Raw genomic sequence first — 13,297 nt, forward strand, 5'->3', positions numbered from 1 at the left:
GTGATTCCATCCAAAGGACGGCTTACCCCAGAATCACCCAATGGCTTGCGCGTGCGTGATGTAAGTGCCGCCCTTGCGGCGCTGGCGCGCATGAAAAAAGCGCCCAGCGAACCGGGCGCTTTCTAATTGATCACGAAATGGATCAGTCGATGATCGCGTTCAGCGTGGCCGAGGGACGCATGACCTTGGCTTTCAGTTCAACGCTGGGGTGGTAGTAGCCACCGATGTTGCCGTCTTGGCCTTGTGCTGCAACCAGTTCTGCCAGAATTGCCTCTTCACCGTCTGCCAGAGCTTTGGCGATGGGGGCGAATTCAGCGGCCAGATCAGCATCATCCGATTGCGCGGCCAGGGCTTCAGCCCAGTAACGAGCAAACCAATAATGGCTGTCTTTGTTGTCCGGCTCACCGGTCTTGCGGCTGGGCGAACGGTTGTTGTCCAGAATGCCCTGCGTCGCGGCTTCGGCAGCGGCGCCCAGAACACCAGCCTTGGCGTTCCCTTTGGCATCTGCCAGGAAGTTCAGGCTTTCGCCCAGCGCACAGAATTCCCCCATCGAGTCCCAACGCAGGTGGCTTTCCTGCACCAGCTGTTCAACGTGTTTGGGGGCCGAACCACCAGCGCCGGTTTCAAACAAACCGCCGCCTTTCATCAGCTTCACGATCGACAGCATTTTGGCCGAGGTGCCCAGCTCCAGAATCGGGAACAGGTCGGTCAGGTAGTCCCGCAGCACGTTGCCGGTGATGGCGATGCTATCGTTGCCAGCGGTGATGGTTTTCAGCGATTGCGCGGTGGCTTCACGCGGCGCCATGATCTGGAATTTGTCTGCAACACCAGCAGCTTCCAGTGCAGGCTTCACATATGCGATCAGCTGCGCGTCGTGGGCGCGGTTTGCGTCCAGCCAGAAGATCGCTTCCGAACCGGTCAGGCGCTGACGGTCCAGAGCCAGCTCGATCCAGTTCTCAATCGGGGCTTTCTTGGCCGTGCACGAACGCCAGATGTCACCGGCTTCCACGTCGTGGCTGTGCAGCGTGTCGCCATTGGCGGTCACAACGCGGATGGTGCCATCTGCGGGCGCCTGGAAGGTGGTCGGGTGCGAGCCGTATTCCTCGGCCTTCTGCGCCATCAGACCAACGTTGGCAACCGAGCCACAGGTGGTCACATCCAGCGCGCCGTTGGCTTTGAAGAAGTTGATGGTTTCGTCATAGACGGTCGCATAGCAGCGGTCGGGGATCACACAGTTGGTGTCGCCCTTGGCGCCGGTTTCGTCCCAGCCTTTACCACCGGCACGGATCACGGCAGGCATCGACGCGTCGATGATCACATCCGACGGCACGTGCAGGTTGGTGATGCCCTTGTCGGAGTCGACCATATACATGGACGGGCGATCCAAAGCTTCGATCTCGGCTTTGATCTCGGCAGCGTTGTCCAGCGTGTCGATTGCGGCCAGTACGGCACCAAGGCCCGAGTTCGGCGCGCCACCAGCGGCTTCAATCGCAGCACCGTGCTTTTCCCAAACCGAACCCAGCCAGGCTTTGACAGCGTAACCAAAGATGATCGGGTCGCTGACCTTCATCATGGTCGCTTTCATGTGCAGCGAGAACATGGTGCCATCGGCCATGGTGTCTGTGATGGCTTCGCCCAGGAAAGTTTCCAGAGCTTTGGCGCTCATGAAGGTCGCATCCGCAATGGTGCCTTCTTCCAGCGGCCAGCCGTCTTTCAGAACGGTGACAGCGCCGTCTTTGGCAACGAATTCGATCTTCGCGTCACCCGCTTGGGCAGCGGTGATGGTGGCCGAAACTTCGTTGGCATAGAAATCATTGCCCGGCATCGAGCTGACCTTGGTCTTGCTGTCTGCAACCCAAGCGCCCATCGAATGCGGGTTGTTCTGGGCATAGTTCTTTACAGCCTTGGCCGAACGACGGTCCGAGTTGCCTTCGCGCAGCACCGGGTTCACAGCCGACCCTTTGATGGTGTCGTAACGGGCGCGGATCTCTTTTTCCGCGTCGGTCTGCGGATCCTCGGGGTAGCTGGGGATGTCATAGCCCTGCCCCTGCAGTTCGGTCACCGCGGCCACCAGCTGGGGCACCGAAGCCGAGATGTTGGGCAGCTTGATGACGTTAGCGCCAGGGGTTTTCACCAGATCACCCAGTGCCGCCAGATCATCCGACTGACGCTGATCTTCGGTCAGGTTTTCGGGGAAGGTCGAGATGATACGGCCAGCCAGCGAAATGTCAGGCGTCCCAACAGTGATTCCAGCGGCCGAAACGAACTTGCGGATAATGGGCAGGAACGAAGCCGAGGCCAGCTCGGGCGCTTCGTCTACAATGGTATACAATAGATCTGGTTTCGAGATATCGGCCATTTTATTTACCTTTTTTCTTCGAGTCAGGAAGCTTTGATGCGCGCAACTGCGGCAAGGGGTATCAGTTCCGCGATGCCGGGCGCGTTTGCGTCCGAAAAAGACGGGCTACGCGCATCCCATACCGCAGCGCGGCAAAAAGATCAATTCGTCGATTGCGCAATCATGGTGGTAAAAGCGATCTGTGCAGCGCAGCACGCCCCAAGCGCGCAGCCTCGCCCGAATCGCGATCACCCCCTATCATGGGACCGTACCTGACCCGGAGGCACCTATGCCCGTCGTCAAACCCCTGCTTGTGGCCTGCGCTGTTACCCTGGCCCTGCCTGCGCCCAGCTTCGCGCAGACCTGGAAAGAGATCATCGAACAACGCCGCGAGGAACGGCGTGACAAAATCATCGCCGAAGCGAAAGCCAAAGCGCGGGCCAAGATCGAAGCCGCCGTCGCCGCCAAAGTGGCGCAGGCCCAGCGCGCCCTGACCTATTTCGGCTTTGATGCCGGCCCCGCCGACGGCAAGCTGGGCGATCAGACCAAGATGGCAATCGAAGACTTCACCGCTTATCTGGGCTACCCGCCCCTGCCCATCATTGGCCCCATCCAGATCGACTATCTGATGGCCGTGCAAAAGCTGGCACAATCTCCTGATTCTGAAACCTCGGCCCGGTTGCAGGATTTGGGCGGCGCCCCGCAGGCCCTGCTGCGCAGCTATATGGCGGACCCGATCAAAGCCGTGCATCCTGACCCTGCCAAGCTCAAAACCCGCAACATACAGATGCTGTTAAAACTGATGGGCCATGATCCCGGCAAGGTGGACGGCGCCATGGGCCCCGCCACCCGCGCGGCGATTGATGCCTGGCGCGCGGCCAATGGCTCGGAGGCGACTGGCGCGTTGTCAAACGCCGAGAAAGTCGCCCTTCAACTGGAAAGCTGGCGCAACACGGTGGCCAATGTGCCCATGACCGCCGCCCTGCGCCCGCCGCGCGAGTCCGAAGCCAATCTGCTGGCGACCCTGCCCGATGGCCCACCTGCCGCGCTGGCTGTTTTGCCGCTTTTCTATGCCTCAGACGACACTGCGCTATTGGTGCTGCCCCAAGGCGATCCGGCCAATTGCGCCACCACGATCTGCACCACCATTCTCTATCACCCGCAGGGCGATGCCATATTGGAACTGGGGCGTTTCAAATTTTCCGGCGATCTGGAAATGGGCACCGGGTATTACGGCGGCATGCGGGATTTGTGGATCGACGGCTGGCTATACCGCTGGACCGGCACCGCCTATGACCGCGACAAAGATCTGGCCGCCACGGCCGATCGCCCGGCGGAAACCACAGCTTTAACCAACATGGATTTCAGCGATTTCGATCTGGAGAATCTGGATTTGGACGGTTTGATCGCCCAATAGCACCACAGTATCAAAAAAGGGGGGAATGGTGGGTCGTGAGAGGCTCGAACTCCCGACATCTTCGGTGTAAACGAAGCGCTCTACCAACTGAGCTAACGACCCGATGGCGCGTCTTCTATCGCGGGGGTGCGGGGGTTTGCAAGAGCCGATTTTCAGAAATCTGCAATTGCCGCCAATCCACGGCTTGATAGACTGCCCGCATGACCGCGAAAGACCTGATCCAAGCCCTGAATTTACAACCTCACCCCGAAGGCGGCTGGTTCGCCGAAACCTGGCGCAGCCCGGACACGGCCCACGGCCGGTCGGTGGGAACGGCGATCTACTACCTGTTGGAATCGGGCCAAAGCAGCCACTGGCACCGGGTCGATGCCGATGAGGTCTGGCACTTTTATGCCGGTGACCCGTTGATTCTATCCATATCCGAATATGACAACGGCCCCGCGGCCGAACATGTTCTGGGTACGAATCTGTCGGCAGGACAGCGGCCACAATTCATTGTGCCCAAAGGATTTTGGCAAGCTGCCCGCCCGATGGGCGCTTTCACACTTGTCGGCTGCACCGTTGCCCCCGGCTTTGAATTTTCGGGGTTTGAACTGGCCCCAAAAGGCTTTGAAATCCCCACAAAATAAGCGCCAAATACAGGGTCGTAGAAATGGTCACCACAACTGCCTAATTTTTGGACATTGGTCTGAGAGACCTTCGTCCAATACGCGGAATTCCGCCACTCCCCTACCCTTTCGCGGCGCTGGTTTCCGAAGTCGGGAGGACCCCGGAACGATCAGCGCACTCATTTTCGGGAGGAATGAAATGAACCTTATTAACGCACTTGCAATCTCGATCGGCGCGCTTGCCGCTGTCGCCACCTGGCTCTGCCTTGGCAACTCTTTCGGGCTTCAGGTCTGGGCGCTGTTTGTGGGCTGGGGCAGCTTCTATCACACCGGCGGTGGCAATGACGGCTTCGTCAAATCCGCCATCAACCACAGCTGGGGCATGCTGGTTGCAGCCATCGCCCTGTTTGTCGTGGCAACGGTTGGCGGCTCCGTCATCGTAACCTCGGTCATCGTTGGCCTGTCGGTCGTCGTTCTGGTGCTGGGCGCACATATCCCTGCGCTGTCGACCATTCCGGCTGCTGTGTACGGCTATGCGTCGACCGCAGCTTTCGCGCTGCTGACCGGCGTTGCGCTGGGAGACGTGGCCGCGCTTGGCAAAGCGGCGATCATGGTTCTGATCTCGCTGGTCATCGGTAATGCCTTTGGCTTCGTATCCGAGAAAATCGCTGGTGCGATGGCCGCAAAGGCTGAACCCGCCGAATAATCGGTCTTGGGGTGGCCGCACAGGCCATCCCATCCCCCCGCGCATTCCGTATGCATGGGATGTGCATCAGATGTGCATGGGTTGTGTATCGCCAGTTTTCGCCCCTCAGGGCCGGCTGATTTGCCCGCCCCCAACCGCCGCAGCAACCCCCGTGGTTGACGGGCACGAGGTCGGCAAGCCGCGCATGACCCGCACTGCCAGATAGGCAAAGGCCTGCGCTTCCAGCATATCGCCATCCAGCCCGGCCGCTTCGACAGGCTCTACCGGGCAATCCAGCGCCACTTTCAGCATCCGCATCAAAACCGGGTTCTTGCGCCCACCACCAGTGACCAAAATCCGCCCGGGCGGGCGGGGGCAATGCTCCACCCCTTGCATCACCGCTGCTGCCGACATCGCCGTCAGGGTGGCGGCGGCATCGGCATCGGGCAGTTCACGTACCAGCTCCATCATCTCGGGAAAAGCATTCCTGTCTAATGACTTAGGCGGAACGCGCCCAAAATACGGGTCCATCAGAAACAGCTCCAAAGCGCTGTTGGCAACCTGCCCCTGCGCGGCCAGCCTGCCCCCTTCATCCATCTCTGCCCCCAACCGATCCTGCATCAGATCGTTGATCGGCGCGTTGGCAGGGCCGGTATCAAAGGCCAATAAGGCACCAGCGTCCTCGGGTTTATCCTTGGTTGGATCAATCCATGTGATGTTGCCCACCCCGCCAAGGTTCAGAAACGCCAAGGGCACCTGTGCCCCCATCCATTTGGCGCAGGCAAAGTGGAAAAACGGGGCCAGCGGTGCACCTTCGCCGCCCATCTCTATGTCATTGCTGCGAAAACCCCATACCACAGGCACGCCTAAAGCCCGCGCTAAAACAGCGCCCTCGCCCACCTGATGCGTCCCCCGACCACGCGGCTCATGGGCCAATGTCTGGCCGTGAAACCCGACCAGATCAACGCCGCTAAACCCTTGTAAAACCTCAACATGAGCGGCCTCCGCAACCCGCGCTGCGGTATCGGCGCGCGGCTCTCCGGGCCAGGCCCCCAATGCGTCGGCCAGCGCCGCGCGCTCTGGCGGGGCGTAAGCGCGATAGGCCGTTTCACCAAAGCCAAACAGGGTCTCGCCATCGGTTTCCACCACCGCGGCATCCACGCCATCCAGCGATGTTCCAGACATCGCCCCAAGCGCCCGAACCGACCTAGATTCCAACATCCGCTTCCCCTTCACGCAACGCACCGCTATAGGAGTGACCCAAAGCAGCCCCGTGGACAAGAGACCGATGACCTACCACCCCAAATCAGAGTTCCTGCGCGTGATGATCGAACGTGGCTTTCTGGCCGACTGCACCGATTATCAAGCCCTTGATGATGCCCTGACAGCAGGGGTGGTCCCCGCCTATATCGGCTATGACGCCACCGCCGCGTCGCTCCACGTGGGGCACCTGCTCAACATCATGATGCTGCGCTGGCTGCAAAAGACTGGCCACAAGCCGATCACCCTGATGGGCGGCGGCACCACCAAGGTGGGCGATCCGTCTTTCCGTTCCGATGAACGCCCCCTGCTTGGTCCCGAACAGATCGACGCCAATATCGAGGGCATGCAACAGGTCTTCGCCCGCTATCTGGACTACGGCAATGGCGACGCGGACGCGATCATGCTTAACAATGCCGAATGGCTGGATGAGCTGAACTACCTCGATTTCCTGCGCGACATCGGCCGCCACTTCAGCGTCAACCGGATGCTGAGCTTTGAAAGCGTCAAATCCCGGCTGGATCGCGAACAGTCGCTCTCGTTCCTCGAATTCAACTACATGATCCTGCAAGCCTATGATTTCCTTGAGCTAAACCGCCGCTACGGTTGCCTGCTGCAAATGGGCGGCTCGGACCAATGGGGCAATATCGTCAACGGCATCGACCTGACGCGTCGCGTGCTGGACCATGAAATCTACGGCCTGACCTCGCCGCTGCTGACCACTTCGGATGGGCGAAAGATGGGCAAATCGCAAGGCGGCGCCGTCTGGCTGAACGCCGAAATGCTCAGCCCGTATGAGTTCTGGCAGTTCTGGCGCAACACCACCGACGCCGACGTGGGCCGGTTCCTCAAGCTCTACACCGAACTGCCGGTTGACGAATGCGACCGATTGGGCGCGCTGTCCGGCTCGGACATCAACGACGCCAAGATTATTCTGGCGAATGAGGTCACCACCCTGCTGCACGGCGCAGACGCCGCCAAGGCCGCCGAAGCCACCGCCCGCGAAGTGTTTGAAAAAGGCGGGGTGGGCGACGACCTGCCCACTCTGGACCTGACAACCGCTGATCTGGGAGATGGCATCTCGATTGTGCAGCTGATCGTCAAATCGGGCCTCGCCAAATCCGGCAAAGAGGCCAAACGCCTGATTGCCGAAAACGGCGCCAAACTGAACGACGAGCCGCTGACCAATGCCGGGCTGATGATCGACGCTGCGGCACTGGCCGATCCGATCAAACTCAGCGCCGGCAAAAAACGCCACGCGCTGGTGCAGCTCAACGGCTGATCCAGACGCCCACAGCAAAACAGCGCCCGAAGCGGCGCTGTTTTGGATATCTCTCGTGGCCCACAGGGCCACTCAATTTGACAGCATCCACTGACCCTCCGGCCAGAAGGCGTGAAACGCAAAAGCGAACATCACGTCATGGGGCACATCGCGCCCCTGCCCGTCGCGCACCCGGATCGTGCCAACTTCCTTACCCTTGGCAATCGATGGTGCATCCAGCGCCGAGGCTTGCCCCGCGCGCCAACTGATCACCACGCCAGCCTCAGATATCTCTCCCGCCTTGGCCAGCCGTTCCATCGGCCAGGCCCGATCTCCGACACGCACCACCCGCATCAAAGCCGGAACGCCGTGCGGCGGCGCTTCGCCAGTGTATAAAAACGGCCGCTTTGAGCTGTCATAATTTACGTAAGGATTCTGGCCATAACGGCGCGGCCAGTCGGGCTGATCCATCACCTGCGCGCCCGGGTGGGCGTCTTTGAATTGCGCCCAGCTTTCCATCCAGCTGGGCAGTTGTCTTAGCTCGCGCCCGGTGAAATGCCCGGCAATCCCGGTTGCGGTCGCCTGCTGCCACCAGCTTTCGGTCTGGCGATCATACATCACCATGTCCGAATTGCGCAGCTTGCCTGACACGCCGAACTCCAGAATGCCTTCGTCGACGCGCCGGTCAAACACCAGTGCCGAATTGCACAGCGGGCAAAAGGTCACCGCCACCGGCACCCCGCCCACGGTATCATTCACAATCTCATGCCATGTCAGATAGCGGATCGGATAGGCCCGCACCTCGGGCCCGATCTTCACCGTGATCACCGGCTCACGCGGGTTCAGGCGGGTTTCATCAGCCAGGTCGATGAACGAAGGATTCTGGATCGACGGGATGCCATCCTTGGGCGGCCCGCCTGACCGGATTTCTGCCCAGTTTTTTACCGTTGTGTTGGTGAAGTCGGTATCTGGCCACTCATGTCGCCAAAACGCGGGGTCGGCCAGTGCCGCGCTGGCACAGAACACTGCCAAGGCAAAAGTGGTTATGAAACGCATCGGGGCGGCCCTCCCTGCCATCCGGATTCAGAATGACAGGCAGGACCGCCCCAGCATAGCCCCGTTCACACGGGTTTGAGCAGGATTTACTCGGCCGTGGCCGTCTTGATCACATCAGGCGCACCCACGACGGCGCCATTGGGGCCCGCGCCACGTTTGATCTGATCCACAACATCCATACCCGAGGTCACCTTGCCCACAACCGTATATTGCCCGTTCAGGAAGTAGCCCGGATCGAACATGATAAAGAACTGCGAATTGGCCGAATTCGGGCTTTGCGAGCGCGCCATGCCCACGACACCGCGGTCATAAGGCACATCTGAAAACTCGGCAGGCAGGTTGCCAAGGTCCGAGCCACCGGTGCCCGCCAGACGCATGTTGAAGTCTTTGTTGATATTGCCGTTCTTCACGTCGCCCGTTTGCGCCATGAAACCGTCAATCACACGGTGGAACACCACCCCATCATAGGCGCCTTCCTTGGCCAGCGTCGCGATGCGTTCAGCGTGCAGGGGGGCCACGTCTTCGAGCAGGTCGATGACGACGGTGCCGTTCGCCTCACCCTCGATGGTCAGGGTCAGGGTCGTGGCCTGCGCGGCGCTGGCCAGCCCCAGCGCGGCCACAGCCGTAAGAAACGGTTTATACATCAGCTGCCACCTTCATCGAGATCATCTGATCGGGCTTCGCGGGCGGCTCGCCCCGCACGATAGCGTCGACATGCTCCATGCCTTCAACCACGCGGCCATAGACCGTGTACTGACGGTTCAGAAAGTGGTTGTCGCTGAAGTTGATGAAGAACTGCGAGTTGGCCGAGTTCGGGTTGGCCGAACGGGCCGCCCCCAGGGTGCCGCGATCATGTGGAATGCCCGAGAATTCCGCTGGCAGGTCTTTCATATCCGAACCGCCAGTGCCCGCGCGGGCCATGTTGAAATCCTTGTTGGTGTTGCCGTGCTGCACGTCGCCCGTCTGCGCCATGAAGCCGTCAATCACACGGTGGAACACCACGCCATCGTAGGCGCCAGCGCGGGCCAGCTCTTTGATGCGGTCGCAATGCATCGGCGCGATGTCGGGCAGCAGCTCGATGGTGACGGTGCCGTCTTTCAGCTCGATCAGGATGGTGTTTTCGGGGTCTTTGATCTCGGCCATTGCCGGTCCTCCATTCATTTTCGCGCCGGAGCCTAGAGCGGACGCCTGCCAAAGGAAAGGGGATTTCGCGGATGTGCTGTTGACGATACCGGGAGGAATAGGGTCAATGGGCCAAACCGATTGCAAAAGGATGGATCCATGGGCTGGAAAACCCTCGACGCACTGGAAATGGCTGGCAAAACCGTGCTGGTTCGGGTGGATATCAATGTACCGGTCGAAGATGGCAAGGTTACAGACGCCACCCGGATCGAACGCATTGTTCCCACCGTCAAAGATATTCTAAGCGCCGGGGGCAAGCCGGTTCTGATGGCGCATTTCGGCCGCCCCAAGGGCAATGTCGTGCCCGAGATGAGCCTCAAGATCACCATCCCCGCGCTGGAAGCCGCATTAGGCTGCGGTGTCGTGTTCGCAGATGACTGTATCGGTGTCCCCGCAAAACAGGCCGTCGCCGCCATGTCCGAGGGCGACGTTTTGCTGCTGGAAAACACCCGCTTTCATGCGGGCGAAGAAAAGAACGACCCGGTCATGTCTGCCTCTTTGGCGGCGCTGGGGGATTACTATGTGAATGATGCGTTTTCAGCCGCGCACCGCGCCCATGCATCGACCGAAGGCATCGCGCGTTTGCTGCCTTCGGCGGCGGGCCGTTTGATGGAGGCCGAGCTGAGCGCGCTGGAAGGCGCCTTGGCCAAGCCCGAACGCCCCGTGGTGGCCGTGGTGGGCGGCGCCAAAGTGTCAACCAAGCTGGATCTGCTGGGCAATCTGGTGGCCAAGGTTGATCATCTGGTCATCGGTGGTGGCATGGCCAACACCTTTTTGGCGGCTCAGGGCGTGGGCGTCGGCAAATCGCTGGCCGAACATGACATGGCCGACACCGCGCGCGAGATCCTGACCAAAGCCGAGGCTGAGGGTTGCGAGATCATCCTGCCGCGCGACATCGTTGTGGCGCGCGAGTTTAAAGCCAACGCCGATCATGAAACCGTTTCGGTGGATGCCTGCCCGTCGGATGCGATGATTCTGGACGCCGGTGCGGCGACGGTCGATTACATTAAAACCGTGATCGCAGGGGCCAAAACCCTGATCATGAACGGCCCGCTGGGCGTGTTTGAAATGGAGCCTTTCCAGACCGGCACCTTCACCATGCTGGACGCCATTGCCGAGGCCACAAACGCCGGCAATCTGGTGTCCGTCGCAGGGGGCGGTGACACCGTGGCGGCGATCAACGCGTCGGGCCACGCCCCGGACTTCAGCTATATCTCGACCGCGGGCGGTGCCTTCCTTGAATGGATGGAAGGCAAAACTTTGCCCGGTGTTGCAGCACTCGAAGGGTAAGCGGCGCGAAACACGCGGCGTTAGCGTCACCATAATTGAAACCCGGGGGCAGCTCGCCTATCACGACAGCGATTGGGCGGCCCGCCCTGAAAAGACCACTTACAGTGCGAGAATTTGATATGCCCAACCCTGCCCAAACCGAGCAAATGACCTCTGGCGATGGATTCATCGCAGCGCTTGACCAAAGCGGTGGTTCCACCCCCAAAGCCCTGCGCCTTTATGGTGTAGAAGAAAGCGCTTACAGCTCGGACGCTGAAATGTTCGACCTGATCCACGGGATGCGCTCGCGCATTGTGAAATCGCCCGCCTTCACCGGTGAAAAGGTGATCGGCGCGATCCTGTTTGAAATGACCATGGACCGCGACATCGACGGTACGCCCACCGCCCAGTACCTGTGGGAAACCAAGAAGGTCGTTCCCTTCCTGAAAGTCGACAAAGGTCTGGAAGACGGCGCCAATGGCGTAAAGCTGATGAAACCCATGCCCGAACTGGACGCCACGCTGGAACGTGCCGTTGCAAAGGGCATCTTCGGCACAAAGATGCGTTCGGTCATTGATGCGGCGAACGCCGAGGGCATCAAAGCCATCGTCGCCCAGCAGTTCGAAGTGGGCATGCAGATCATTGGCCACGGGTTGATGCCGATCATCGAACCCGAAGTGACCATTTCGATCGACGACAAGGCCGAGGCCGAAGAGATCCTGCTGGCCGAGATCAAAGCCCAGCTGGACGCCATGGATGACGACAAGCAGGTGATGTTGAAGCTGACCCTGCCGACCAAGGCCAACCTGTATCAGCCGCTGATCGACCACCCCCGTGTGATGCGCGTTGTCGCCCTGTCGGGGGGCTACAGCCGTGATGACGCAAACGAGAAACTGTCGAACAACGCTGGCATGATCGCCAGCTTCTCGCGCGGGTTGACCGAAGGGCTAAGCGCCCAGCAATCAGACGCCGAGTTCGACACCATGCTTGGCAGTGCGATTGACAGCATCTACGCGGCCTCTGTCGCGGGTTGATCACCGTTCACAACGCAATTCAAAGGGGGGCCTCGCGGCCCCCCTATTCATTTTTGCAAAGCCGGTTTGCGCAGATAGGTGAACGATATGGGTTCCGCCAAACGGCATTCGGGTCTAAGGGGAGTTATAACAACCCCGGGGACAGTAATGGATAACCTGCGCGGCATCTTTTTCATGGTGCTTTCCATGGCGTTTTTTGCGCTTGAGGATGCTTTTATCAAGCTGACGGCTCAGACCATGCCCACCGGGCAGGTGCTTGTCCTGCTGGGCGGTGCCGGCGCATTGGTGTTTGCCGTTTTGGCGCGATCCAGGGGGTTGCGGTTGTGGTCGCCCGAGCTGATGAGCGGCCCCTTCATGATCCGCAACCTGTGCGAGGTGATCGGCACATTCGGCATGGTTACAGCCATCGTCATGGCCCCCCTGTCCACCGTCGCAGCGATTCAACAGGCCACGCCGCTGGTCGTCACCGCCGGGGCAGCGCTGTTTCTGGGCGCGACTGTTGGCTGGCGACGCTGGCTGGCTTCGGCTGTTGGGCTGTGCGGCGTTTTGCTGATCATTCGACCCAGCCCCTCCGGGATCGAACCCGGCATGCTTTACGCCGTTCTGGGCATGTTAGGGCTGGCGGCGCGTGATCTGGCGGTCCGCAAAGTCCCCGCAACGACCCCGTCGCTCATCCTTGCGATGTACGGGTTTGGCTCGGTTGTACCAGCGGGGCTGTTGATGATGCTGTTTGGCGAAGGGCTTGGCCCGGTGACGCTAAACAATGGGCTGTCGCTGGCAGCGGCGCTGGTTGTCGGTGTGACGGCCTATTACGCGCTGGTCGTTGCCACCCGCACCGGCGAGATCGCTGTGGTCACCCCGTTCCGCTATACCCGGATGCTGTTCGCCCTGATGACCGGGATTTTCATGTTTTCTGAGCGCCCCGACTCGCTGACCTTGCTGGGGGCGGTGATCATTATCGGCTCGGGCCTGTACACGATCTGGCGCGAAAGGCGGCGTTGACCGCGCCCTCAAACCAACACAACGACTGTGTCAGCGATAACACGCCCCGAATTGGAATCTGTTAGCGATAACAGGTCTGGTTGAATCACCCCCCATCCCTGCTATAGAGGCGCCAACGAATTATCATGCTTCGAGGGACTACCATGAGCATCATCATCGACATCATCGGCCGCGAGATTCTGGAC

12 protein-coding genes and 1 tRNA gene are annotated in these 13,297 nt (G+C 60.2%); 7 read left to right on the forward strand and 6 right to left on the reverse strand.

Features of this window, described 5'->3' with window-relative positions; translation table 11 throughout:
• Positions 1 to 142: 142 nt before the first annotated feature.
• Complete coding sequence (locus tag ATO10_RS11070) at positions 143 to 2,359, reverse strand: NADP-dependent isocitrate dehydrogenase (RefSeq protein ID WP_035251392.1); 2,217 nt, start codon at positions 2,357 to 2,359, stop codon at positions 143 to 145.
• Positions 2,360 to 2,627: 268 nt separating this feature from the next.
• On the opposite strand from ATO10_RS11070, the gene ATO10_RS11075 reads away from it, so the two are divergent.
• Entirely contained in the window at positions 2,628 to 3,755 is a 1,128-nt protein-coding gene (locus ATO10_RS11075) for a peptidoglycan-binding domain-containing protein (protein ID WP_035251394.1), read from the forward strand.
• A 26-nt stretch (positions 3,756 to 3,781) separates the two neighbouring features.
• On the opposite strand, the gene ATO10_RS11080 is transcribed toward ATO10_RS11075, so the two are convergent.
• Positions 3,782 to 3,857, reverse strand: a tRNA-Val gene (locus tag ATO10_RS11080).
• 98 nt (positions 3,858 to 3,955) lie between these two features.
• Here ATO10_RS11080 and ATO10_RS11085 point away from each other — a divergent pair.
• Together ATO10_RS11085 and ATO10_RS11090 are read left to right on the forward strand one after the other, a co-directional pair.
• On the forward strand, positions 3,956 to 4,384 hold the full coding sequence (locus ATO10_RS11085; protein WP_035251396.1) for a cupin domain-containing protein: 429 nt from the start codon (positions 3,956 to 3,958) through the stop codon (positions 4,382 to 4,384).
• 178 nt (positions 4,385 to 4,562) lie between these two features.
• Positions 4,563 to 5,069, forward strand: a complete 507-nt coding sequence (locus tag ATO10_RS11090; protein WP_035251397.1) for a DUF1097 domain-containing protein — start codon at positions 4,563 to 4,565, stop codon at positions 5,067 to 5,069.
• 105 nt (positions 5,070 to 5,174) lie between these two features.
• Here the strand turns inward: ATO10_RS11090 and ATO10_RS11095 are convergent, their stop codons facing one another.
• A complete protein-coding gene (locus ATO10_RS11095) occupies positions 5,175 to 6,269 on the reverse strand; it encodes an anhydro-N-acetylmuramic acid kinase (protein WP_035251398.1) in 1,095 nt (364 codons plus the stop codon).
• 67 nt (positions 6,270 to 6,336) lie between these two features.
• On the opposite strand from ATO10_RS11095, the gene tyrS reads away from it, so the two are divergent.
• Entirely contained in the window at positions 6,337 to 7,590 is a 1,254-nt protein-coding gene (tyrS, locus tag ATO10_RS11100; protein ID WP_035251400.1) for a tyrosine--tRNA ligase, read from the forward strand.
• A 72-nt stretch (positions 7,591 to 7,662) separates the two neighbouring features.
• Here tyrS and ATO10_RS11105 read toward each other — a convergent pair whose 3' ends face one another.
• The 3 genes from ATO10_RS11105 to ATO10_RS11115 all read right to left on the reverse strand — a co-directional run bounded on the left by ATO10_RS11105 (position 7,663) and on the right by ATO10_RS11115 (position 9,768).
• Entirely contained in the window at positions 7,663 to 8,625 is a 963-nt protein-coding gene (locus ATO10_RS11105; RefSeq protein WP_035251401.1) for a DUF3179 domain-containing protein, read from the reverse strand.
• Between the two features lie 86 nt (positions 8,626 to 8,711).
• The gene (locus ATO10_RS11110; RefSeq protein ID WP_035251403.1) at positions 8,712 to 9,269 is read right to left on the reverse strand and encodes a peptidylprolyl isomerase; all 558 of its coding nucleotides are present in this window, start codon (positions 9,267 to 9,269) and stop codon (positions 8,712 to 8,714) included.
• Positions 9,262 to 9,768 carry a peptidylprolyl isomerase gene (locus tag ATO10_RS11115; protein ID WP_035251405.1) on the reverse strand — a complete coding sequence of 169 codons (507 nt, stop codon included), beginning with the start codon at positions 9,766 to 9,768 and terminating at the stop codon, positions 9,262 to 9,264. The genes ATO10_RS11110 and ATO10_RS11115 overlap by 8 nt, the downstream gene beginning before the upstream one ends.
• Before the next feature lie 138 nt (positions 9,769 to 9,906).
• Between ATO10_RS11115 and ATO10_RS11120 the strand changes: the two genes are divergently transcribed.
• The 3 genes from ATO10_RS11120 (at position 9,907) to ATO10_RS11130 (ending at position 13,112) form a co-directional block, all read left to right on the forward strand.
• Positions 9,907 to 11,097: a phosphoglycerate kinase gene (locus ATO10_RS11120; protein ID WP_035251406.1), complete on the forward strand. Its 1,191-nt coding sequence runs from the start codon at positions 9,907 to 9,909 to the stop codon at positions 11,095 to 11,097.
• 119 nt (positions 11,098 to 11,216) lie between these two features.
• Positions 11,217 to 12,110, forward strand: coding sequence for a fructose bisphosphate aldolase (locus ATO10_RS11125; protein ID WP_035251407.1), 894 nt, complete (start codon positions 11,217 to 11,219; stop codon positions 12,108 to 12,110).
• A 147-nt stretch (positions 12,111 to 12,257) separates the two neighbouring features.
• Positions 12,258 to 13,112, forward strand: coding sequence for a DMT family transporter (locus ATO10_RS11130; RefSeq protein WP_035251408.1), 855 nt, complete (start codon positions 12,258 to 12,260; stop codon positions 13,110 to 13,112).
• Positions 13,113 to 13,297 lie beyond the last annotated feature (185 nt).

The organism is Actibacterium atlanticum, from assembly GCF_000671395.1.
GTDB classification, from domain to species: domain Bacteria; phylum Pseudomonadota; class Alphaproteobacteria; order Rhodobacterales; family Rhodobacteraceae; genus Actibacterium_D; species Actibacterium_D atlanticum.

What these genes read in the sequence shown, in the direction of transcription:
- ATO10_RS11085 (WP_035251396.1), top strand. Translation starts at nt 3,956, where the DNA reads ATGACCGCGAAAGACCTGATCCAAGCCCTGAATTTACAACCTCACCCC.
- ATO10_RS11110 (WP_035251403.1), bottom strand. Translation starts at nt 9,269, where the DNA reads ATGTATAAACCGTTTCTTACGGCTGTGGCCGCGCTGGGGCTGGCCAGC.
- ATO10_RS11130 (WP_035251408.1), top strand. Translation starts at nt 12,258, where the DNA reads ATGGATAACCTGCGCGGCATCTTTTTCATGGTGCTTTCCATGGCGTTT.
- ATO10_RS11090 (WP_035251397.1), top strand. Translation starts at nt 4,563, where the DNA reads ATGAACCTTATTAACGCACTTGCAATCTCGATCGGCGCGCTTGCCGCT.
- ATO10_RS11105 (WP_035251401.1), bottom strand. Translation starts at nt 8,625, where the DNA reads ATGCGTTTCATAACCACTTTTGCCTTGGCAGTGTTCTGTGCCAGCGCG.
- ATO10_RS11115 (WP_035251405.1), bottom strand. Translation starts at nt 9,768, where the DNA reads ATGGCCGAGATCAAAGACCCCGAAAACACCATCCTGATCGAGCTGAAA.
- tyrS (WP_035251400.1), top strand. Translation starts at nt 6,337, where the DNA reads ATGACCTACCACCCCAAATCAGAGTTCCTGCGCGTGATGATCGAACGT.
- ATO10_RS11095 (WP_035251398.1), bottom strand. Translation starts at nt 6,269, where the DNA reads ATGTTGGAATCTAGGTCGGTTCGGGCGCTTGGGGCGATGTCTGGAACA.
- ATO10_RS11070 (WP_035251392.1), bottom strand. Translation starts at nt 2,359, where the DNA reads ATGGCCGATATCTCGAAACCAGATCTATTGTATACCATTGTAGACGAA.
- ATO10_RS11075 (WP_035251394.1), top strand. Translation starts at nt 2,628, where the DNA reads ATGCCCGTCGTCAAACCCCTGCTTGTGGCCTGCGCTGTTACCCTGGCC.
- ATO10_RS11125 (WP_035251407.1), top strand. Translation starts at nt 11,217, where the DNA reads ATGCCCAACCCTGCCCAAACCGAGCAAATGACCTCTGGCGATGGATTC.
- ATO10_RS11120 (WP_035251406.1), top strand. Translation starts at nt 9,907, where the DNA reads ATGGGCTGGAAAACCCTCGACGCACTGGAAATGGCTGGCAAAACCGTG.